The organism is Pseudomonas sp. FP2300 (assembly GCF_030687595.1).
Lineage (GTDB): Bacteria > Pseudomonadota > Gammaproteobacteria > Pseudomonadales > Pseudomonadaceae > Aquipseudomonas > Aquipseudomonas bijieensis.
Window position 1 is genome coordinate 2,467,702 of the sequence record NZ_CP117440.1, and the last position, 20,935, is coordinate 2,488,636.

The 20,935-nt window shown below is 61.8% G+C and carries 17 protein-coding genes and 1 tRNA gene; 7 read left to right on the forward strand and 11 right to left on the reverse strand.

Going from position 1 to position 20,935, the window contains the following annotated elements:
• Nucleotides 1-45: 45 nt before the first annotated feature.
• The 10 genes from PSH86_RS11045 to PSH86_RS11090 form a co-directional block, all read right to left on the reverse strand.
• Nucleotides 46-2,001 carry an acetoacetate--CoA ligase gene (locus PSH86_RS11045; RefSeq protein WP_305489677.1) on the reverse strand — a complete coding sequence of 652 codons (1,956 nt, stop codon included), beginning with the start codon at nucleotides 1,999-2,001 and terminating at the stop codon, nucleotides 46-48.
• A 157-nt stretch (nucleotides 2,002-2,158) separates the two neighbouring features.
• Nucleotides 2,159-2,935, reverse strand: coding sequence for a 3-hydroxybutyrate dehydrogenase (gene hbdH / locus PSH86_RS11050; RefSeq protein WP_116832006.1), 777 nt, complete (start codon nucleotides 2,933-2,935; stop codon nucleotides 2,159-2,161).
• A gap of 7 nt (nucleotides 2,936-2,942) precedes the next feature.
• Nucleotides 2,943-4,334, reverse strand: a complete 1,392-nt coding sequence (locus tag PSH86_RS11055) for a GntP family permease (RefSeq protein WP_109751812.1) — start codon at nucleotides 4,332-4,334, stop codon at nucleotides 2,943-2,945.
• 302 nt (nucleotides 4,335-4,636) lie between these two features.
• Nucleotides 4,637-6,052 (reverse strand): sigma-54-dependent Fis family transcriptional regulator, encoded by a 1,416-nt coding sequence (locus tag PSH86_RS11060; protein ID WP_163854421.1) that lies wholly within the window; start codon nucleotides 6,050-6,052, stop codon nucleotides 4,637-4,639.
• 136 nt (nucleotides 6,053-6,188) lie between these two features.
• Nucleotides 6,189-7,769: an ABC transporter ATP-binding protein gene (locus PSH86_RS11065; protein WP_109751851.1), complete on the reverse strand. Its 1,581-nt coding sequence runs from the start codon at nucleotides 7,767-7,769 to the stop codon at nucleotides 6,189-6,191.
• A 26-nt stretch (nucleotides 7,770-7,795) separates the two neighbouring features.
• Nucleotides 7,796-8,818: an ABC transporter permease gene (locus PSH86_RS11070; RefSeq protein WP_109751814.1), complete on the reverse strand. Its 1,023-nt coding sequence runs from the start codon at nucleotides 8,816-8,818 to the stop codon at nucleotides 7,796-7,798.
• Nucleotides 8,818-9,876: a microcin C ABC transporter permease YejB gene (locus PSH86_RS11075; protein ID WP_305489680.1), complete on the reverse strand. Its 1,059-nt coding sequence runs from the start codon at nucleotides 9,874-9,876 to the stop codon at nucleotides 8,818-8,820. Before PSH86_RS11075 ends, PSH86_RS11070 begins: the two co-directional genes overlap by 1 nt.
• Entirely contained in the window at nucleotides 9,876-11,744 is a 1,869-nt protein-coding gene (locus tag PSH86_RS11080; protein ID WP_305489682.1) for an extracellular solute-binding protein, read from the reverse strand. Before PSH86_RS11080 ends, PSH86_RS11075 begins: the two co-directional genes overlap by 1 nt.
• Before the next feature lie 199 nt (nucleotides 11,745-11,943).
• Nucleotides 11,944-12,225 (reverse strand): peptidylprolyl isomerase, encoded by a 282-nt coding sequence (locus PSH86_RS11085; protein WP_109751817.1) that lies wholly within the window; start codon nucleotides 12,223-12,225, stop codon nucleotides 11,944-11,946.
• Nucleotides 12,226-12,321: 96 nt separating this feature from the next.
• Nucleotides 12,322-13,206 carry a triacylglycerol lipase gene (locus tag PSH86_RS11090; RefSeq protein WP_109751818.1) on the reverse strand — a complete coding sequence of 295 codons (885 nt, stop codon included), beginning with the start codon at nucleotides 13,204-13,206 and terminating at the stop codon, nucleotides 12,322-12,324.
• 323 nt (nucleotides 13,207-13,529) lie between these two features.
• On the opposite strand from PSH86_RS11090, the gene PSH86_RS11095 reads away from it, so the two are divergent.
• A complete protein-coding gene (locus tag PSH86_RS11095) occupies nucleotides 13,530-14,591 on the forward strand; it encodes a hypothetical protein (RefSeq protein WP_232200179.1) in 1,062 nt (353 codons plus the stop codon).
• Nucleotides 14,592-14,651: 60 nt separating this feature from the next.
• Here PSH86_RS11095 and PSH86_RS11100 read toward each other — a convergent pair whose 3' ends face one another.
• A complete protein-coding gene (locus tag PSH86_RS11100) occupies nucleotides 14,652-15,722 on the reverse strand; it encodes a 3-deoxy-7-phosphoheptulonate synthase (RefSeq protein WP_232200178.1) in 1,071 nt (356 codons plus the stop codon).
• A gap of 616 nt (nucleotides 15,723-16,338) precedes the next feature.
• Between PSH86_RS11100 and PSH86_RS11105 the strand changes: the two genes are divergently transcribed.
• The 6 genes from PSH86_RS11105 to PSH86_RS11130 all read left to right on the forward strand — a co-directional run bounded on the left by PSH86_RS11105 (nucleotide 16,339) and on the right by PSH86_RS11130 (nucleotide 20,869).
• Nucleotides 16,339-17,097, forward strand: coding sequence for a carbon-nitrogen hydrolase family protein (locus tag PSH86_RS11105; protein WP_305489685.1), 759 nt, complete (start codon nucleotides 16,339-16,341; stop codon nucleotides 17,095-17,097).
• A 10-nt stretch (nucleotides 17,098-17,107) separates the two neighbouring features.
• Nucleotides 17,108-17,542, forward strand: coding sequence for an N-acetyltransferase (locus PSH86_RS11110; RefSeq protein ID WP_116832012.1), 435 nt, complete (start codon nucleotides 17,108-17,110; stop codon nucleotides 17,540-17,542).
• Nucleotides 17,543-17,669: 127 nt separating this feature from the next.
• Nucleotides 17,670-18,311 (forward strand): UvrY/SirA/GacA family response regulator transcription factor, encoded by a 642-nt coding sequence (gene uvrY, locus PSH86_RS11115; RefSeq protein ID WP_003182764.1) that lies wholly within the window; start codon nucleotides 17,670-17,672, stop codon nucleotides 18,309-18,311.
• 2 nt (nucleotides 18,312-18,313) lie between these two features.
• Nucleotides 18,314-20,137, forward strand: a complete 1,824-nt coding sequence (gene uvrC, locus PSH86_RS11120; protein WP_305489687.1) for an excinuclease ABC subunit UvrC — start codon at nucleotides 18,314-18,316, stop codon at nucleotides 20,135-20,137.
• A 32-nt stretch (nucleotides 20,138-20,169) separates the two neighbouring features.
• On the forward strand, nucleotides 20,170-20,730 hold the full coding sequence (pgsA, locus tag PSH86_RS11125; RefSeq protein WP_018608070.1) for a CDP-diacylglycerol--glycerol-3-phosphate 3-phosphatidyltransferase: 561 nt from the start codon (nucleotides 20,170-20,172) through the stop codon (nucleotides 20,728-20,730).
• Nucleotides 20,731-20,793: 63 nt separating this feature from the next.
• A tRNA-Gly gene (locus tag PSH86_RS11130) sits at nucleotides 20,794-20,869 on the forward strand.
• Nucleotides 20,870-20,935 lie beyond the last annotated feature (66 nt).

The window sequence follows — 20,935 nt, forward strand, 5'->3', positions numbered from 1 at the left end:
GCAGCCCAGCGGGGATAAATCCCCTCGCCACGGGAGTTGCTGCGCTTAAGTGGCCAGTTCTGGTCGTCCCCGAAACTGCTCCAGCGCCTCCGGATTGGCTAGGGCATCGGTGTTCTTCACCACCTCGCCATGCACCACATTGCGCACCGCCAGTTCGACGATTTTGCCGCTGATAGTCCGGGGAATGTCCGTCACCGCCAGAATTTTCGCCGGCACGTGCCGTGGCGTGGTGTTGGCCCGGATGACTTGGCGGATCTGCTGCTCCAAGGCCTCATCCAGCTTCACCCCGTCCCGCAGGCGCACAAACAGCACCACTCGCACATCGCCTTGCCATTGCTGGCCGATGGCGACGCTGTCCAGCACCTGCTCGACCTTCTCCACCTGCCGATAGATCTCCGCCGTGCCGATGCGCACGCCACCGGGGTTGAGCACGGCGTCGGAGCGGCCATGGATCAGGAAGCCACCGTGGGCCAGTTCTTCGGCGTAGTCGCCTTGGGCCCACACACCGGGAAACTGGCTGAAATAGGACGCGCGAAGTTTCTCCTGTCGTGGATCGTTCCATAGACCAATGGGCATCGCCGGAAAATGCCGGGTGCACACCAGCTCACCTTTTTCGCCGATGACCGTTTGGCCGGCCTCGTTCCAGACCTGCACGGCCATGCCCAGGCTCTTGCCCTGCATCTCGCCTCGACGCACCGGCGACAGCGGGTTGCCGTTGACGAAGCACGAGACAATGTCGGTGCCGCCGGACATCGAGGCCAGGCAGACGTCGGGCTTGAAGTCGCGGTACACGTAATCGTAGCTATGGGGCGCCAAGGCCGAGCCGGTGGACAGAATGGTCTTCAGGCTGCCCAGGTCGTGACTTTGCCGAGGCTTGAAGCCCTGACTCTCCAGTGAGGCCAGGAACTTGGGGCTGGTGCCGAACACGCTGATGCGCTGCTGGTCGATCAGGTCGAGCAGGCGCTCGGGGCTGGGATGGAACGGTGAGCCGTCATAGAGCACCACCGCACTGCCGACGGCGAGGGCCGACACCAACCAGTTCCACATCATCCAGCCGCAGGTGGTGTAGTAGAACAGCCGATCCTCGGGGCCGAGGTCGACATGCAGGCCATGTTCCTTGACGAGTTGCAGCAACACGCCGCCGGTGCCGTGGACGATGCACTTCGGCACGCCGGTGGTGCCGCTGGAGTAGAGGATGTACAGCGGATGATCGAAGGGCACGCCAGTGAACTGCGGTTCGCCGCCGCTTTGATAAAACGCGTCCCACAATGCGACGTTGGCCCGGGTCTTGAAATCGTCGACGCTTGCATCGGGTCGGGCATAGGGCAGCACGATCAACTGCTGCAGCGACGGCAGTCGCTCGAGGACTTCGTTGACCTTGGGCCGCTGGTCGATGACCTTGCCGGCATAACGATAACCGGCGCAGGTGATCAGTACCTTCGGCTCGATCTGGCCGAAGCGGTCGATAACCCCCTGGGTACCGAAATCCGGCGACGAACAGGACCAGATCGCCCCCAGGCTGGTGGTGGCGAGCATGCCCACCAGGGTCTGCCAGGTGTTGGGCATGCAGGCGGCCACCCGGTCGCCCTGTGTTACGCCAGCGGCTTTCAGGCTCGCTTGCAGGCCGGCGACATGGGCGGCAAGTGCGCTCCAGGTCAGTTGTTCCTCACCGCCGTTTTCGTCGAGCGCCACCACGACGACGGTGTCATCACGGCGGCGCAGCAGGTGTTCGGCGAAGTTCAGCGTGGCGCCTGGGAACCATCGGGCGCTGGGCATTTGCGAACCCTCCACCAATACCGCGTCGGGGGCTTGGTGAAAGCGAATCTCGAAGAAATCGACGATGGCCTGCCAGAAGGCCTCGCGCTGGTCGATGCTCCAGGCGTGCAGGGCAGGGTAGTCGTGCAGTTGCAGGTGATGTCGCGCGTTGACGAACCGGCGAAAGGCGTTCATGCGCGACTGGGCGATGCGTTCGGGACTGGGTTGCCAGAGGATGTCGGACATGGGGTGCCTCTTATTTTTTTATGCACACACACAAACTATAGAGCGGCTCAATCAGGTGTGGGAGCAAAGCTTGCTCGCGAAACAGGCGCCTCGATTCTGAAAAAGCGCATCGACTTCATCGCGGGCAAGCCTTGCTCCCACAGGGCTTCGCAGGAGCCTACTGAGCCAACCACCCACCATCGATATTCCACGCCGCGCCGCGCACCTGGCTGCCGGCTTCGCTGCACAGGAACAGCACCAGTTCCCCCAGTTGCGGGGGAGTGACGAATTCCAGGGACGGCTGTTTCTCGGCCAGCAGGTCATGCTGCGCCTGTTGCGGATCGACACCGGTAGCAATGCGGTCGTCGATCTGCTTCTGCACCAGCGGCGTCAGCACCCAGCCGGGGCAGATGGCGTTGCAGGTGACGTTGCTGGTGGCGGTCTCCAGGCCGACCACTTTGGTCAGGCCAATCACCCCATGCTTGGCCGCGACATACGCCGCCTTGCCCACCGAGCCGACCTGACCGTGCACCGAGGCGACGTTGATGATCCGCCCCCAACCCTTGGCGCGCATGCCCGGCAGGCTCAGGCGAGTGGCGTGGAACACCGAGGACAGGTTGATGGCAATGATCGAATCCCAGCGTTCCACGGGGAAATCCTCCACGGCGGCCACATGCTGGATCCCGGCGTTGTTCACCAGGATGTCCACGCCGCCGAACTCGCGCTCGGCGTAGGCGAGCATGTCGGCTATCTGCGCCGGGTCGCTGACGTCGGCTGGATGGTGGCCGACCTGGCCGCCGAACTGTTTCACCTCGGCAATCACCGCCGAGGCATCGCCAAAGCCGTTGAGGATCAGGTTGGCGCCGGCCCTGGCCAGGCTCAGGGCGATGCCCAGGCCAATGCCGCTGGTGGAACCGGTGACCAGGGCAGTCTTGCCCGAAAGAGTGGTTGTCATGGAAACCTCACACAATGCCAGTGGCGTAGAACACACCGATCACGAAGAACACCGCGAGGGTCTTGATCAGCGTAATGCAGAAAATGTCTTTGTAGGCTTCGCGGTGGGTCAGTCCGGTCACTGCCAGCAGGGTGATCACCGCGCCGTTGTGAGGCAGGGTATCCATGCCGCCGCTGGCCATGGCGGCCACCCGGTGCAGCACTTCCAGGGGAATGTTGGCGGCGTGGGCGGCGTTGATAAAGGTTTCGGACATCGCCGCCAAAGCGATGCTCATGCCACCCGAGGCGGAGCCGGTGATGCCCGCCAGCAGCGTGACGGTCACCGCTTCGTTGACCAGCGGGTTGGGAATGCTCTTGAGCCAATCGGCCAGGACCAGGAAGCCTGGCAGCGAGGCGATCACCGCGCCGAAGCCGTATTCCGAAGCCGTGTTCATCGCCGCCAGCAAGGCACCGCCCACGGCACTCTTGCTGCCTTCGGCCAGTTTGCTGCGAATAGCCCGGAAACCGAACAGCAGGACCATGATGATGCCCACCAGCAACGCAGCCTGTACCGCCCAGATCGCGGTGAGCTTGGCGATGTCGCTGGTGACCGGCGCGGCCATGCCCGGCAGCGCCAGGCTATGAGTCTTGCCGTACCACTGGGGAATCCACTGGGTGAACATCAGGTTCATGATCCCCACCGCCAGCAGTGGCGAAACAGCGATCCATGGGTTCGGCAGCTTGATGTCTTCGGCGGTTTCCGGCTCGTTGCGCAATTCGGTGCCGTAGCCTTCGCCCACACGCTGGGCCTTGTTGCGCTGGCGTTGCAGGAACAGCATGCCGAGGCTGAACACGAAGATCGTGCCGATCACCCCCAGCCACGGTGCGGCCCAGGCGGTGGTGTTGAAGAACGTGCTGGGGATGATGTTCTGGATCTGCGGCGTGCCGGGCAGGGCATCCATGGTGAACGAGAATGCGCCGAGGGCGATGGTGGCCGGGATCAGACGCTTGGGGATATTGCTCTGGCGGAACATCTCGGCGGCGAACGGGTACACCGCGAACACCACGACGAACAGCGATACGCCGCCATAGGTCAGCAAGGCGCAGACCAGCACGATCACCAGCATGGCCTGGCGCGTACCCAGCAAGCGAATCGCGGCGGCGACGATGGAGCGGGAGAAACCCGACAACTCGATCAGCTTGCCGAATACCGCGCCAAGCAGGAACACCGGGAAATACAGTTTGATGAACCCGACCATTTTTTCCATGAACACCCCGGTGAAGGCAGGGGCGACGGCGGACGGGTCGGTGAGCAGGACGGCGCCGAGGGCGGCGATGGGGGCAAAGAGGATAACGCTGTAGCCACGGTAGGCGGCGACCATCAGCAGCGTGAGGGCTGCCAAGGCAATGATCACACTCATGGTGTGTCTCCTGGGATTGTTATTGTTGTGATGAAGCTGTGGAGGAGGCTTTAGCGAGTTTTGTGCCAGGTGTGTAACTGGCTGAAATATAAGGAGATTGTTTGGATTTGTTGGAGTGGCCTAAAAATTTAGTCTCTGTTTAGAGATTTTCGGAGCTGTGCGGGCCTCATCGCGAGCAGGCTCGCTCCCACAGGTTGACCGTGTTCGACTGGAAAACGCAGTCCACTGTGGGAGCGAGCCTGCTCGCGATGAGCGCGAAGCGCTCCAAAAGAAGTTGTCTAAATATAGAGACGGAAGTCTCTTTATTGAGACTCCGCAATTCCCAACGCCACCATCTTCTTGTACAACGTCGACCTCCCCAGCCCCAGCCGCTCAGCCGCCTCGACCACCTTGCCCCCGCATTGCGCGAGGGTGGTTTCGATCAGTTGCCGGTCGAATCGCGCGCGGGCCTGGCTGAAGGTTTCATGGGGCAGGGATTCGAAGCTAACGTCCGCCGCTCGCGTCACCGGCATGAATGTGCCGATGGCCGCGCGAATGTCCGCTGCCGTGAGCACCAGGTCATCGCTGAGCAGCGCGGCCCGCTCCAGCACATTGCGCAGTTCGCGGATGTTGCCCGGCCACGCGTGTTGCCGCAGCAGATCGAGGGCGTCGTGGTTCAGTTCGTGCTGGCTGCGCAGTTCTTCGAGGATCGCCTCGCTCAAGGCCGGCAAGTCATCCAGGCGTTCGCGCAACGGCGGGACCTGGATCGGTAGCACGTTGAGGCGGTAATACAGGTCGGCGCGGAACTCCCCACGTTTGATCGCCGCTTCCAGGTCCATGGAGGTGGCGGCGATCACTCGCACATCGCTTTGCAGCACCTCGTTGGAGCCTACCGGTTCGTATTCCTTTTCCTGGAGCACCCGCAGCAGTTTGCTTTGCAGCGGCAGCGGCATGTCGCCGATCTCGTCGAGGAACAGCGTACCGCCCTGGGCGATCTGCAGTTTGCCGGCGCGGCCCTTGCGATCAGCCCCGGTAAAAGCCCCTGGCGCGGTGCCGAAGAATTCGGCTTCCAGCAGCGCTTCGGGAATCGCCGCGCTGTTGATGCTGACGAACGCCTTGTGCGCGCGCGGCGAAGCGCTGTGGATGGCCTGGGCCAGCAGTTCCTTGCCGGTGCCGGTTTCGCCGAGCAGCAGCACTGGGGAGTCGGCGCTGGCGCTGCGTCGGGCGCGGCGCTTGACCTCCAGGCCGGCGTTGCTGGTGCCGATGAAATGGGCAAAGTTGTACTTGGTTTGCCGCGCCCGCAGCAGCGAGCGGGTGGAGGCCAGTTCTTCCTGCATGCTCAGGTAGCGCTTGAGCATCGGCGACAGGCTGCGCAGCTCGTCGAACAAGGCAAAACCGATGGCGCCGATCACCGCACCCGCGCTGTCGTGGATCGGCAGGCGCATCACCACCAGCGGTTCCTTGGGCGTGTCCTGCATGTCCAGCAGAATCGGCCGCCCGGTGCGCACCACTTCACGCAGCAGGCTGCCCGGGATCACGCTCTCGCACGCCCGGCCTATGGCTTCCTGGGCCGAGTTCAGGCCGAAGCGGCGGGCGTAGCGTTCGTTCATCCAGACGATATTCGCATCACGGTCGACAATCACCGTGCCTTCGCTGGACTGCTCGATGATTTCGAACAACGAACGGATCGCCAGCGTGCGCACGCGCTTGTAATCCTTGAGGCTTTCGGTGGGGTTCATCGATATTGTCCCGAATAGGTGATGTCAGTGCCGCCGTCATCGCGAGCAGGCTCGCTCCCACACGGGCCCGCGTCGCTCCAGTGTAGGAGCGAGCCTGCTCGCGATGGGGCGACACGAAGCTCTGCCATGCGCCGGATTATGCCCACCCCGGATGCGCCGCCGCCAACAGCTCCTTGGTATAAGGGTGCTGGGGCGAATCGAACACGTCATGACTGGCACCTTGCTCGACCACTTTACCGTCCTTGATCACGATCATGTCGTGGGCCAGGGCGCGGATCACCGCCAGGTCATGGCTGATGAACAGGTAGGTCAAGTCGTACTTCTCCTGGAGCTGGCGAAGCAGGGCGACTACTTGTTTTTGCACGGTACGGTCCAGGGCCGAGGTCGGCTCGTCCAGCAGGATCAGGGCCGGCTTGAGCACCAGCGCCCGGGCAATGGCGATGCGTTGGCGCTGGCCCCCAGAGAATTCATGGGGGTAGCGATGGCGGGTCAGCGGGTCGAGGCCCACTTCCTTGAGGGCCTGGATCACCCGGGCTTCACACTGTTCGGGGCTGGAGGGCTGGTGGACCTCCAGGCCTTCGCTGATGATCTGTTGCACCGACATCCGTGGGCTGAGGCTGCCGAACGGGTCCTGGAACACCACCTGCATCTGCTTGCGCCATGGTCGCAGCGCCTTGTGCGACAGCTGATCGAGGGCCTGGCCCTGAAAGCGGATGCTGCCTTCGGACTCGATCAGCCGCAGGATCGCCTGGCCGAGCGTGGACTTGCCGGAGCCGGATTCGCCGACGATGCCCAGGGTCTTGCCGCGCTGGATGGACAGGCTGATGCCATCCACGGCGTGCAAATATTCTTTGCGCCGGAACAGCCCACCGCCGAGGGGGAAACTGACGCGCAGGTCCTGTACCTGCAACACGTCTTCGCGTTCGTCCCGGGGCAAGGCTTCGCCTTCCGGTTCGGCGTGCAGCAGCTCGCAGCTGTAGGGATGTTTCGGTGCGCTGAACAGGGTTTCGCAAGGCGCCTGTTCGACGATTTCCCCAGCCTTCATCACGCACACCCGTTGGGCGATGCTGCGCACCAGGTTGAGGTCGTGGCTGATCAGCAGCAGGGACATGCCGAGTCGTTGCTGCAGTGACTTGAGCAGCAGCAGGATCTTGCGCTGCACGGTCACGTCCAGCGCGGTAGTCGGTTCGTCGGCAATCAACAGTTCCGGCTCGCAGGCCAGCGCCATGGCGATCATCACCCGTTGGCGTTGGCCGCCGGACAGTTGATGAGGGTAGGCCTTGAGGCGTTCGGCGGGTTTCTGGATGCCCACCAGGGCCAGCAGTTCCAGAATGCGCTGGCGCGCGGCTTTGCCGCCCAGCCCCCGGTGCAGCATCAGGGTTTCACCGATCTGCTTTTCGACGCTGTGCAGCGGATTCAGCGAGGTCATCGGCTCCTGAAAGATCATTGCGATCCGGTTACCGCGCAGTTCGCGCAAGGTCTTGGCCTCGGCGCCCAGCAGTTCCTGGCCGCGATAGCGAATGCTGCCAGTGGTGCGGGTGCCGTTCTCGGGCAGCAATTGCAGGATCGAATGGGCTGTCACCGACTTGCCGGAACCCGACTCGCCTACCAAGGCCAGGCATTCGCCAGGGCGAATATCCAGGCACAGGTTGCGCACCACGGTGTTGTCGTTGAAGGCCACGCTCAGGTCGCGGATTTCGATCAGGTTGTCGCTCATCTCAAGGTTCCGCTTCATGGCTGTTTTCAAGAGCGTGGGTCGAACGCGTCTCGCAACGCCTCGCCGATAAATACCAACAGGGAAAGAATCAGCGCCAGGGTAAAGAACGCCGTCAGCCCCAGCCATGGCGCTTGCAGGTTCTGCTTGCCCTGGGCGATCAGTTCGCCCAGGGAGGCGCTGCCGGCCGGCATGCCGAAGCCGAGGAAATCCAGGGCGGTGAGGGTGGAAATCGCGCCGGTGAGGATGAACGGCAGGTAGCTCAGGGTGGCGTTCATCGCGTTGGGCAGGATATGCCGCACGATCACCTTGCGGTCGCTGAGACCCAGGGCCCTGGCGGCTTTCACGTATTCGAGGTTGCGCCCGCGCAGGAACTCGGCGCGCACCACGTCCACCAGGGCCAGCCAGGAAAACAGCGCCATGATTCCCAGCAACCACCAGAAATTCGGTTCCACGAAGCCGGACAGGATGATCAGCAGATAAAGCACCGGCAGGCCCGACCAGACTTCCAGCAAACGTTGCCCGAGCAGATCCACCCAGCCGCCGTAATAACCCTGCAATGCACCGGCGGCGATGCCGATCAGCGCGCTGATGGCGGTCAGGGCCAGGGCGAACAGGATCGACACCCGCGCGCCGAAGATGACCCGGGCCAGTACGTCCCGGGACTGGTCATCGGTGCCGAGCCAGTTCACCGATGAGGGCGGGCTCGGCGCCGGCTTGTTGAGGTCATAGTTGGGCGTGTCGTCGCTGAACGGGATCGGTGGGAACCACAGCCAGCCGCCGTCCTTGTGGATCAGGTTTTGCACGTAGCTGCTGCGGTAGTCGGCCTGGAACGGCAACTGTCCGCCAAATTCCTGCTCGGTATGGCGTTTGAACACCGGGAAATACAGCGAGCCCTGGTAGCTCACCACCAGCGGTTTGTCATTGGCGATCAGTTCGCCGCCCAGGCTCAGGATGAACAGGCCGATGAACAGCCACAACGACCACCAGCCCCGACGGTTTTTCTTGAAGCGCTCCAAGCGCCGGCGGCCCAAGGGAGAAAGCTTGAACATCAGGCGTTCCTCGCGGCGAAGTCGATGCGCGGGTCCACCAGGGTGTAGCAGAGGTCGCCGATGAGTTTGATGAGCAGGCCGAACAGCGTGAAGATGAACAGCGAGCCGAACACCACCGGATAATCCCGGGATACCGCAGCCTCGTAGCTCATGCGTCCCAGGCCGTCGAGGGAAAAAATCACCTCGATCAGCAAGGAGCCGGCAAAGAACACGCTGATGAACGCCTGGGGAATGCCCGATACCACCAGCAGCATCGCATTGCGGAACACGTGGCCATACAGTACCCGCCGTTCGCTCATGCCCTTGGCTCGCGCGGTAACCACGTATTGGCGGGTGATTTCATTGAGGAACGAGTTCTTGGTCAGGATCGTCAGGGTGGCGAAGCCGCCGATCACCAGCGACGTGACCGGCAGAACCAAATGCCAGAAGTAATCGGCGATCTTGCCCAGCGTCGACAGCGACTCGAAGTTATCCGACACCAGCCCGCGCACCGGAAACCAGTTCAGCGAGGTGCCGCCAGCGAACACCACGATCAGGAACATCGCGAAGAGGAACGCCGGCATGGCATAGCCAATGATGATTGCTGTGCTGCTCCACACATCGAATGCCGAGCCGTGACGCACCGCCTTGCGGATGCCCAGGGGGATCGATACCAGGTACGTGATCAAGGTCGCCCAGAGCCCGAGAGAGATGGTCACCGGCATCTTTTCCAGGATCAGGTCGGTGACCGTGGCGCCGCGGAAGAAGCTCTTGCCGAAGTCCAGGCGCGCATAGCTGCTGAGCATCAGCCACAGGCGCTCGTGGGCCGGCTTATCGAAACCGTACTGTTTCTCGATGTCCTTGATCAGTTGCGGGTCCAGGCCGCGACTGGCACGGGAGCTGCCGGTCATGGCGTTGCCCGAACTGCCGACGCTGGCGCCGCCGATGCCCTGCAGGTGGGCGATAGCCTGTTCCACCGGCCCGCCGGGCGCAGCCTGCACGATGACGAAGTTCACCAGCAGGATGATCACCAGCGTGGGGATGATCAGCAGCAGGCGCCGCGCGATATAAGCCCACATCAATGCGGCCCTCCGGGTGTGCCGCGCCTGAGGCGTTCGGCGCGCATCTGCTCGTTGGTCAACGGTGTGCTGCTCACTTCCCACCAGCTTTCGATCGCTTCCTCATTGCTGGCCTGTACCTTTGGAATGCCGAAGCGGTTCCACCACACGGTCGAGCTGCCTGGCGGGTAATAGTTGGGGATCCAGTAGTAATTCCATTGCAGCACCCGGTCCAGGGCGTGGGCATGGCGCAGCATGTCGGCCTTGGTAGTGGCCTTGACCAGCCCGTCGATCAGCGTGTCCACCGCCGGGTTCTTCAAGGCCATGTAGTTGTTGGCGCCCGGATCGTTGGCGGCCGCCGAACCGAAGTAATTGTAGAGTTCCATGCCTGGCGATGTGCTGACGGGGTAGCCGGTGATGATCATGTCGTAATCGCGGCTCATCAGGCGATTGACGTACTGGGACGCGTCGATACGACGGATGCTCATGTCGATGCCGATTTGCGCCAGGGTGCGCTTATAGGGCAGCAGCAGGCGGTCGATACCGTTCTGGCTGTTGAGAAAGGTGAAGCTCAGCGGCTCGCCTTCGGCATTCACCAAGCGGTCGCCGTCGGGTTTCCAGCCAGCCTGTTCCAGCAGCGCCAGGGCTTGCAGTTGTTTGTCGCGGATCACGCCGCTGCCGTCGGTTTTCGGCGCCTCGAACACCTGGGTGAAGACTTCGTCGGGTATCTGCCCGCGCAGCGGCTCGAGGAGCGCCCGTTCGCCGGCATCGGGCAGTTGTCGGGCGGCCAGGTCTGTGTTGGAGAAGTAACTCTGCTGGCGCACATAGAGGTTGCGCATCATCTGGCGATTGCTCCACTCGAAGTCCCAGAGCATGGCCAAGGCCTGGCGTACGCGGCGGTCCTGGAACTGCGGTCTTTGCAGATTGAAGACAAAACCCTGTGCGGTCTGGGGGGCCTCGGTGGCCAGGTGGGCCTTTTGCAGGCGACCATCCTGCAGGGCCGGGCCGTCATAGCCGATGGAGTAGGCGGTGGCGGAGAATTCGCGGTTGTAGTCATAGGCGCCGCCGCGCAGCACCTGGCGGGCGACGTCGGTGTCGCCAAAATACTCGATGCTGAAGTGGTCGAAATTGTAGAGGCCACGGCTGACCGGCAGGTCCTTGCCCCACCAGTCGGCATTGCGTTCGAAGGTAATGCTGCGCCCGGAATCGACCTTGCTCACCCGGTAGGGACCACTGCCCAGTGGGGCCTCGTAGCCGCCGCCGTTGGCGAAATCGCGGGTCTTCCACCAATGTTCGGGAAAGACCGGCAGGGTGGCGATGTCCAGGGGCAGGGTGCGGCTTTCATTGTTCTTGAAGTCGAAGCGAACGGTGCGCTCGTCCTCGACCACGACGTCCTTGACCGCCGCGAATTGGGTGCGATAGCGCAGGCTGCCCTGGGTCATCAACAGCTCGAAGCTGTAGCGCACGTCCTGGGCGGTGATGGGCTTGCCATCGGCGAAGCGCGCCTTGGGGTTCAGGTAGAAGCGCAGGGACAGGCTATCTTCGCCACGCTCCATCTTCTGCGCCACCAGGCCATAGACGGTATAGGGCTCATCCAGCGAGCGCTGGGCCAGGGGCGAATACAGCATCCCGTCGATCTGACTGACCCCGATACCTTTGTCGATATACGGCAGCACATGGTCGAAATGGCCGATCTCGATGGCCGAGCGGCGCATGGTCCCGCCTTTGGGAGCCTGGGGGTTGGCATAGGCAAAGTGGCCGAAGCCTTCGGCGTATTTGGCCGGTTCGCCATAGACGGTCAGGGCATGTTGCGGTGCTGCCTCGACGCCGGCGGCGCCTGTCAGCAGGACCACGGCAGTCAATAGCAGGGAAGGGAACGCCAGTCGCATTGTCAGCCTTAAAGCCGGGTGATCGATGACCACGATTTGTACGCGAGCGGCGCGTGGATCGCCAGTCCTTGTGGCGAGGGATTATCTGTAGGAGCAAGGCCTGTGGGAGCAAGGCTTGCCCGCGATTGCTGCGCCGCGGTCCAACAGCTGTTCCGCGTTATCGTTCATCGCGGGCAAGCCTTGCTCCCACAAGGGACCATCAATCCTGGCGGCTGGTCACTTCCAGCAGGTGGTAGCCGAACTGGGTCTTGACCGGCCCCTGGACCACATTGATCGGGGCGCTGAAGACCACGGTGTCGAACTCCTTGACCATCTGGCCCGGGCCGAACGAACCCAGGTCGCCGCCTTGACGGCTGGATGGGCAGGTGGAGTTGGCCTTGGCAACTTCAGCGAAATCGGCGCCGGCTTCGATCTGGGCCTTGAGTTCGTTGCACTTGTCTTCGGTGGAAACCAGGATGTGGCGGGCAGTGGCTTTGGCCATGGGGGAAATTCCTTTCGATATATTTAAAGGTGTTGAGCCTACCGGATTCATTGACCGGTTGTTGTCAAAATTGCGTCAAAACCTTGGGGCCGGCGATCAAAGGCCGGCTTTGCGCAGGCGCTCGGCGTGGCGCAGGTAAAGCTCTGTGGGGTTAGGCGCCGTGGGGGCTGTACCCTTGCGCAGCGTGCCGTCTCCTGGATTGATGGTCTCCATATGGTCCATTGGATAGTCGGAACGAATGACCTTGCCCAGGTGCGAACTGAAACGCCCGACCAGGCCGTCGTTCTGCCCGGCTTCGGTGATGAAGTATTCGGAAAAGGCGCGGCAGAAAACCTGCGAAGGCTCCAGTTCTTCCTCTGTCGCCTCTGGCAACGTGCCGCTCCATGAGTAGTAGCGCACGCCGTTGACCCTTTCCGGGCCGTTCCCGCCCCAGTTCTTGGGCAGGCCCTGGGGGTATTTGTCATTGAAGGCGCCCACGCCTTCGGTGGTCAACGTCGCCAGCGCGGCCACGGCGGTTGGCGGTAGGTGCTCCTGTCCATCGAGCAGCGAGATGAAATCGGCGAACAGTGTGGCGACGCTTCTTGCCACATGTCCTGGCAGCCGTCCTGGAGTAAGGGCCTTGCGCAGGAAGTCAGCCAGTTCGGAACCATGGTTGGGACCGCTGACCGATGTGACCGAGGCAACTTTTTCGGGGGCCAGCGCGGCGGCATATCGGGCGGTCAGCGCACCCTGGCTGTGGCCGATCAAGTTGACCCGGGCCGCGCCGGTGCCAGCCAGGACCCGATCGATCTGCACCAGCAGTTGTTCGCCTCTGGCCTCGTTGCAATGGGGGGCCGACAAATACGGGATGAACACCCGGGCGCCGCCTGCGCGCAGGGCTTGTTTGATGCCATGGAAAAGTTCGAAACCGCCGATCCTGTCAAACCCGAACAACCCATGGACCAACAGGATGGGGAATTGAGTGGTTGCATTCCGTTGCATGTTCGTACCTTTTTCGAAGAGGTTCACCTTGAGTTTGCGACTTCACTCTAATCCAGGCTCGTAAGCGGCGGTGTAGGAAGAAACCGCGCTAAACCAGGGAAACCGGAATAAAAAAAGTGGGAATAATGGGAAGTGACCCGGCTGTGACTAAAGGTGTAGGAGGTCTCCTATAATCTCAGGCGTTTGCAGCTACAGCTTTGAACGCCAGAGACCACTGCCTTTGTCGCCTTGTCTGGCTGTGGGTTTGGGGCGAGCCGGTTTTAATGGCTCCATCGGGTGCCGTTATGCGAACGGTGCCTTCATCCAAGGACTGGAGCCTGCACATGATCATCTACCCATCTCTTCAACGATCCCGTTCAACGTCAGGAACAAGACTGCCGCCCCCGATCCTGGCAGCGGCCAGGGAAGGGGTGATAGACCCCGCCTGGCGCAAGACCCTGATCACCGTCAAACCTTATCCAATGATGACGTGCGGAGATGAGGTGCTGCTGCGCTGGCATGGGCTGAACAACGAAGGTGGGCCCTACCGGCATGAAGTGGCCGGGTTCGTCACGGAGCGGCAAGTAGGGCGGGACGTGGTGTTCGTCGTGCGCGAAGCGCATATCGCCGAGTTGGACGGTGGTTCGCTGGAGATCTCCTACCAAGTAACGGGCAAACGATTGCCCGACACCCTGGTTTCTGAGCCCCTGCAACTTGAAGTCGGCGATGTGTCACCGCAACTGCTGCCCGCCATTGCCAACGATGCGGTCGGTGGCTGCCTTGATCCGAATCGGGTGCCTGATGGAACCTGGGTGACGATTCGGCCCTACGCCAGGATGGCGGTCGGCGATCGGTTGATCCTGACGGCCAACAAGGATTCCAAGGCGCTTTGGCGCGATGTGCTCGAGATAGAAGCCCATGCTGTCGGTCGTGAGGTGTCGCTCTGGATCGATCATGCGCTGATCGCTCCCCATGCGGGACACACCTTGGCGCTGGTCTATGTCGTCAGGCGTGGACATTCAGTGCGTCGCGCCGAGCCCTTGTCGCTGCACATCGGTCCTCTGCTGCGTCCCGCGTTGAAGACGCCTCGGATTCGGGAGGTGAACGACGGCTGGCTGGATGTCAGCGACCTGCAAGAGGGAGTGACGATTGTCATCGATGATCCCGGGCTTGAGGCGGGAGAGCTGGTCTGGTTGCAGTGCAACGGCAACTCCGCTTATGTCCTGGAGCGCGAAATCACCGAGGCCACGGCAGGCCAGCCGCTCGTTTTTGTGATTCCCGCGGCGTATTGGCGGGGTCAAGGCAACAGATCGGTGGGCGTGTTCTATCAGGTCGAGCGCCTGGATGACGTCAGCCAGCGTTCAGAGGGCGTGACAGTTCAGGTGCGTTCCACGGTGTCAGGTTGAGCGAAGGTTCCCACAAGGCCCACGCCGACCCCTGGTTCCAGGGGAAGGCGTGTTCGCGACTCAGGTTGGTAATTGCAGCTTTTGATGGGCCTCGCGCAACAACTGCTCGGTGGACTCCCAGCCCAGGCAACCATCGGTGACCGATACGCCGTAGCGCATCGATGGACCCAGTGGCTGGCAGCCTTCGAACAAGTGGCTTTCGAGCATCATGCCGATCAGGGAACGATTGCCTTGCAGGCGCTGTTCCAACACGTCATTGAACACCTGTGGCTGGCGCAGCGGGTCTTTGCCGCTGTTGGCGTGGCTGCAATCCACCATGATCCGGGCCGGTATCTTCAGGCGGATCAGGTCACTGTGTATCTGCGTGACGCTTTGGCGGTCATAGTTCGGTCCGCGATGGCCACCGCGCAACACCAAGTGAGTGTCGGGGTTGCCCGGCGTCTGGATGATCGCCGGATGCCCCTGGCTGTCGACACCGAAATGCCGATGGGGGTGGGCGGCAGAGCGCATGGCGTCGCAGGCAATGCCGACCCCGCCGTCCGTGCCGTTCTTGAACCCTACCGGCATGCCCAGGCCGCTGGCCATTTCCCGGTGGATCTGCGATTCGGTGGTGCGCGCACCGATGGCGACCCAACTGAGCAGGTCGTCGAAGTAACTGGCGGCCATGGGTTGTAACAGTTCGGTGGCGACGGGCAAGCCCAGTTGGAGCATCTCGCGCATCAGCTCCCGGGACAGCGTCAGGCCGGTGGCCATGTCATCGCTGCCATCCAGGCCGGGATCGTAGGCCAGGCCTTTCCAGCCCACGGTGGTGCGAGGTTTTTCCACGTAGGCGCGCATGACCAGCAGCATGCTGTCGCTCACTTCATGGGCCACGCGAGCCAGGTTGGCGGCGTATTCGAGGGCGGATTTCGGGTCGTGGATCGAGCAGGGGCCGACGATGACCAACAGACGGGAATCCTCACCATCGAGGATCGCGCGGATGGCCTGGCGATGGGCGCTCACCTGTTGGCTCAGCGCGGTGCTGAGGGGCAGTTGATGCTTGAGCTGCAACGAGCTCGGCAGACGCAGGGTCAGGGCTTCATTGGCAGGGTTGAGCGTGGACAGCGGCAAAGCGGAGACGGACGAATTCATGATCTGGCTTCCTGGACGGGGGGCGGGTTCGTTCCCGCGCGCCGGTCCTAGTGGGGTGTTCGACAATTGGCCGTATTGGCCCGCAACTGAGGCTTGCCACCGGTAGGTGACCGATCGGAGGCGGCAGGCTGTCCCGAGCGGTGGCTGGTAAATCGCCAGGCGGAAAAACTGTCGTAACGGTAATAAGTGGCGTAGTTCATGGCTCAATCCTCAAGTTGTCGGGTGTTGCAAATGTTTTGGGGCCTGAAAAACAAAACCCCCGGTCGGGAGGCCGACCGGGGGTTTGGAAAACTCTGGAAGGCGACCCGTTTAAAGTGGGCGCCGGTTGGGTATCAGGCGCGCCAGTGGCTAAACCAATACCCAAAATAAAAGCTGACCGGAGTTTGAACGCTGTTCGCCCGGGCAGCCGCAACCGAGCGCGGGGCGCTGGCGGTTTGAAGCGGTGAGAGGGCGTTGAACATGATCTGTCTCCGATGAATGGCCCCGAGCTTACTAGAGGGCGGTGCGCCGGTTCAATCAGAAAATTCTATCGAGGGCATGCAATTGTTCGCCCTGGCTTGAGTCCGCCGGGCTTTATGACAAACTTCAGGTTTGCACTGTCTCTTCAGGAAGCCCCATGACCGCTCCAGCCTTCGCCGCCGCCCAATCGATTTCCATCGCGGGGGACGTCCGCGCCAACCTCTCGTGCCATCAGCGTTTCATGCAGGTGGCGGCTGAGCAGGGAGTACAGTTGCTGGTATTTCCCGAACTGTCGCTCACCGGCTACGAACGCGGCCTGGCGGCGGATCTGGCCATTTTGCCGGAGGATACCGTACTGCAGCCGCTGCGTGACTTGGCGCGTGAGCTTGGCCTGACTGCCGTAGTCGGCATGCCGATTCGGCTGTCGGCGGATGGCCCGGTATTGATCGGCGCATTGGTTCTTGGCGCTGACGGTGCCCTTGGGGTGTACAGCAAGCAGCATCTGCACCCGGGTGAAGAAATCGCCTTCGCCCCGGGGCAGGGCGGCTCGATGTTGGCGATGGGGTGCGATTGCATCGCGCTGGCGGTATGTGCCGATTTTTCCCACGCCAGCCATGCTGCTGCGGCAGCCGGGCGGGGCGCTACGCTGTATGCCGCGGGGGTGTTGATTACCGAGGGTGGCTACGTGCCCGATACGACGTTGTTGCAAGGATATGCCACGCAGCATGCCATGACCGTGCTGATGGCAAATCATGGCGGCGCCACCGGAGGCTGGGAATCGGCTGGCCGCAGTGCCATCTGGGGGCCGGACGGTGCGTTGCTCGCGGCGGCGCCAGGCACGGGTGAACTGTTGGTGATTGCCCGCCGCAACGCCAACGGCTGGGAGGGGCAAGTCGTGCCGGTGGCAATGGGGTGATGAGGTCTTCATGAGCTTCGAGTGGCGTGCCGCAACGGCCGGGGACATCGGCTTCGCCCGGCAATTGACTTGCAACAATATGCTTGTCTATTACCTCAAGCATGATTTGCTCTGGCAGGACGAAGCGTTCGACCTGGCCTGGATCATTCGCCAGAACTGGATAATCAGTCGTGCGGGCCAGGCGCTGGGTTTTGTCAGCCTCAGTCGTGATGCCCGGGCGTTGTATATCCGGGAATTGCAAATAGGGGAGGCGTTCCGCGGACAAGGTGCAGGTACCTGGGCGATCGGACAGGTTTGGGACATGGTAAGGTTGGAGCGTCGGCCGGCGCTGCGCCTGACGGTGTTCAAGGATAATCCGGCCAGGGTGTTGTACGAACGCATGGGCCTGCGCATTGTGGGCGAGGATGAATGTTTCCTGAGGATGCAGCGGGATGTTGGCGCTTGAAGCTTAGGATGCCGTGCTGATAAAGATGTGTTGTAACTTTTATCTGTCCCTTTGCGCTAGGTCTGTCGGATGCTTTTTTGCTAAGGTGTGGGGCAACCCAAATAAGACCAAATCGTGAGGTGTCTGCTTGATTAGGGTGTTAGTGGTCGATGACCATGATCTCGTCCGTACGGGCATTACACGAATGCTGGCTGACATCGATGGCCTGCAGGTAGTTGGCCAGGCCGAATCCGGGGAAGAAGCCCTGATCAAGGCTCGTGAATTGAAACCCGACGTGGTGTTGATGGACGTCAAGATGCCCGGCATCGGCGGTCTTGAAGCCACGCGCAAGCTGCTGCGCAGTCACCCGGACATCAAGGTGGTCGCGGTAACTGTCTGCGAAGAAGATCCGTTCCCTACCCGGTTATTGCAGGCGGGCGCAGCGGGTTACCTGACCAAGGGTGCCGGCTTGAACGAGATGGTCCAGGCCATCCGCCTGGTATTCGCCGGGCAACGCTACATCAGCCCGCAAATCGCCCAGCAGTTGGCGATCAAGTCATTCCAACCGACCAACGATTCGCCTTTCGATGCGCTGTCGGAGCGGGAAATCCAGATCGCCTTGATGATTGTCGGTTGCCAGAAGGTGCAGATCATTTCCGACAAGCTGTGCCTGTCGCCTAAAACCGTCAACACCTACCGTTACCGTATCTTCGAGAAGCTTTCGATCAGCAGTGACGTCGAATTGACACTGTTGGCGGTGCGCCACGGCATGGTCGATGCCAGCGCCTGATAATGACTGAATTGTTTGATCCAAGCGCTTTCCTGTCTACATGCAGTGGCCGCCCAGGCGTGTACCGCATGTTCGATAGCGAAGCGCGCCTGCTGTATGTCGGCAAGGCCAAGAATCTCAAGAAACGTCTGGCCAGTTACTTCCGCAAGACCGGCCTCGCACCGAAGACCGCTGCCCTGGTGGGGCGCATCGCGCAAGTCGAAACCACCATTACCGCCAATGAAACCGAGGCGTTGCTGCTCGAGCAGACGCTGATCAAGGAATGGCGCCCGCCGTACAACATCCTGCTGCGTGATGATAAGTCTTATCCGTACGTGTTCCTGTCCGACGGGGCGTTCCCGCGCCTGAGCATTCATCGCGGGGCGAAGAAGGCCAAGGGCCGGTATTTCGGCCCTTACCCCAGCGCCGGGGCCATTCGTGAAAGCCTGAGCCTGCTGCAGAAGACCTTCTTCGTTCGCCAATGTGAAGACAGCTACTACAAGAACCGCACCCGGCCTTGCTTGCAATACCAGATCAAGCGCTGCAAGGCGCCGTGCGTCGGGTTCGTCGAACCCGAGGTCTACGCCGAGGATGTGCGTCACTCGGTGATGTTTCTGGAGGGGCGCAGCAATGCACTGACCGATGAACTGTCAGCGGCGATGGAAGACGCGGCGGTCAACCTTGAATTTGAACGGGCCGCCGAACTGCGAGACCAGATCGGCCTGCTGCGCCGGGTACAGGACCAGCAAAGCATGGAAGGCGGCAGTGGCGACGTCGATGTGATCGCCGCGTTCATCAACCCGGGTGGCGCCTGCGTGCACTTGATCAGTGTGCGGGGCGGTCGCGTATTGGGCAGCAAGAACTTTTTCCCCCAGGTCGGTATCGAGGAAGACGTCGCCGAGGTCATGGCGGCCTTCCTGGGCCAGTACTACATCAGCAGTCCGGAACGCGACCTGCCGGCCGAGTTGATCGTCAACGTGGTCCATGAAGACTTTCCGGCCCTGATCGAAGCCATCGACAAGCTTCGTGGTCGTGAACTGACCATCAGCCATCGCGTGCGCGGCACCCGTGCCCGTTGGCAGCAACTGGCCGTGACCAACGCCGAACAGGCCCTGGGCGCGCGTCTGGCTAACCGCCAGCACGTGGCCGCGCGGTTCGATGCCCTGGCCGATGTCCTCAACCTGGACGAGCCGCCGCAACGGCTGGAGTGCTACGACATCAGCCATTCCAGTGGTGAGGCGACGGTAGCGTCCTGCGTGGTGTTCGGTCCTGAAGGCCCGATCAAGTCCGATTACCGCCGTTACAACATCGAAGGCGTCACCCCCGGAGATGACTATGCGGCGATGCATCAGGCGTTGATGCGCCGCTTCGGCAAGCTGAAGGACGGGGAGGGCAAGTTGCCGGATATCCTCCTGGTGGACGGCGGCAAGGGCCAGTTGTCCATGGCCCGCGATGTGCTCAATGAGCTGATGGTGCCCGACCTGATCCTGCTGGGCGTGGCCAAGGGCGCGACGCGCAAGGCCGGCTTCGAGACCTTGTACCTCAACGATGCCGCCCATGAGTTCACCCTCAAGGGCGATTCGCCGGCGTTGCACCTGATCCAGCAGATCCGTGACGAAGCCCACCGTTTCGCCATCACCGGGCACCGTGCTCGCCGTGGCAAGACGCGCCGTACGTCTACACTCGAAGGTGTGGCAGGCGTCGGCCCGACACGCCGTCGCGACTTGTTGAAACATTTTGGTGGATTGCAGGAACTGTCTCGTGCCAGCATCGAGGAGATAGCCAAAGCACCCGGTATCAGTAAAAAGCTCGCTGAGTCGATTTATGCAAACCTGCACAGCGAGTAGAATGCCCGTCAACCTCGCAGCCAGTTGTGCCGATGAATATCCCAAATCTGATTACCGTCCTACGCGTCCTGCTCATCCCGATCTTCATATTGCTGTTTTATTTGCCGTACCACTGGAGCTACGTGGCCTCCGCCTCGGTCTTCGCCTTCGCCGCCGCGACGGACTGGTTGGATGGTTACCTGGCCCGACGCCTGGAGCAGAGCACGCCGTTCGGTGCCTTCCTCGACCCGGTGGCCGACAAGCTGATGGTCGCGGTGGCCCTGGTGTTGCTGGTGCAGGAACACGGCAACCTCTGGCTGACCTTGCCGGCGGCGGTGATCATCGGTCGCGAAATTGTCGTCTCGGCGCTCCGTGAATGGATGGCTGAGCTGGGCGCCCGCGCCCAGGTTGCCGTGTCGAACCTCGGCAAATGGAAAACCGCCGCGCAGATGCTGGCGCTGGTGATCCTGCTGGCCAACCCGTCAGACTTCAGCTTCTGGGTGCTGCTGGGCTATGCATTGCTGCTGGTTTCCGCCGGCCTGACGCTGTGGTCGATGGTCCAGTACCTGCGCGCCGCCTGGCCACATCTGCGGACGGATGTAGAGCCGAAATAAAACTTTTTTGAATCAAAGGGTTGACGGCGTAATCTGAATCTATAGAATGCGCCACACCAAGACGCGGGAATAGCTCAGTTGGTAGAGCACGACCTTGCCAAGGTCGGGGTCGCGAGTTCGAGTCTCGTTTCCCGCTCCAAATATTGCGCTACAGAGTTCCACTGAATTCTGTAAGTGATTGAAATCAGGGCCTTTAGGCCCTTTT

Coding starts and splice junctions, on each gene's coding strand:
- PSH86_RS11045 (WP_305489677.1), bottom strand. CDS start 2,001: ATGTCCGACATCCTCTGGCAACCCAGTCCCGAACGCATCGCCCAGTCG.
- hbdH (WP_116832006.1), bottom strand. CDS start 2,935: ATGACAACCACTCTTTCGGGCAAGACTGCCCTGGTCACCGGTTCCACC.
- PSH86_RS11055 (WP_109751812.1), bottom strand. CDS start 4,334: ATGAGTGTGATCATTGCCTTGGCAGCCCTCACGCTGCTGATGGTCGCC.
- PSH86_RS11060 (WP_163854421.1), bottom strand. CDS start 6,052: ATGAACCCCACCGAAAGCCTCAAGGATTACAAGCGCGTGCGCACGCTG.
- PSH86_RS11065 (WP_109751851.1), bottom strand. CDS start 7,769: ATGAGCGACAACCTGATCGAAATCCGCGACCTGAGCGTGGCCTTCAAC.
- PSH86_RS11070 (WP_109751814.1), bottom strand. CDS start 8,818: ATGTTCAAGCTTTCTCCCTTGGGCCGCCGGCGCTTGGAGCGCTTCAAG.
- PSH86_RS11075 (WP_305489680.1), bottom strand. CDS start 9,876: ATGTGGGCTTATATCGCGCGGCGCCTGCTGCTGATCATCCCCACGCTG.
- PSH86_RS11080 (WP_305489682.1), bottom strand. CDS start 11,744: ATGCGACTGGCGTTCCCTTCCCTGCTATTGACTGCCGTGGTCCTGCTG.
- PSH86_RS11085 (WP_109751817.1), bottom strand. CDS start 12,225: ATGGCCAAAGCCACTGCCCGCCACATCCTGGTTTCCACCGAAGACAAG.
- PSH86_RS11090 (WP_109751818.1), bottom strand. CDS start 13,206: ATGCAACGGAATGCAACCACTCAATTCCCCATCCTGTTGGTCCATGGG.
- PSH86_RS11095 (WP_232200179.1), top strand. CDS start 13,530: ATGATCATCTACCCATCTCTTCAACGATCCCGTTCAACGTCAGGAACA.
- PSH86_RS11100 (WP_232200178.1), bottom strand. CDS start 15,722: ATGAATTCGTCCGTCTCCGCTTTGCCGCTGTCCACGCTCAACCCTGCC.
- PSH86_RS11105 (WP_305489685.1), top strand. CDS start 16,339: ATGACCGCTCCAGCCTTCGCCGCCGCCCAATCGATTTCCATCGCGGGG.
- PSH86_RS11110 (WP_116832012.1), top strand. CDS start 17,108: ATGAGCTTCGAGTGGCGTGCCGCAACGGCCGGGGACATCGGCTTCGCC.
- uvrC (WP_305489687.1), top strand. CDS start 18,314: ATGACTGAATTGTTTGATCCAAGCGCTTTCCTGTCTACATGCAGTGGC.
- pgsA (WP_018608070.1), top strand. CDS start 20,170: ATGAATATCCCAAATCTGATTACCGTCCTACGCGTCCTGCTCATCCCG.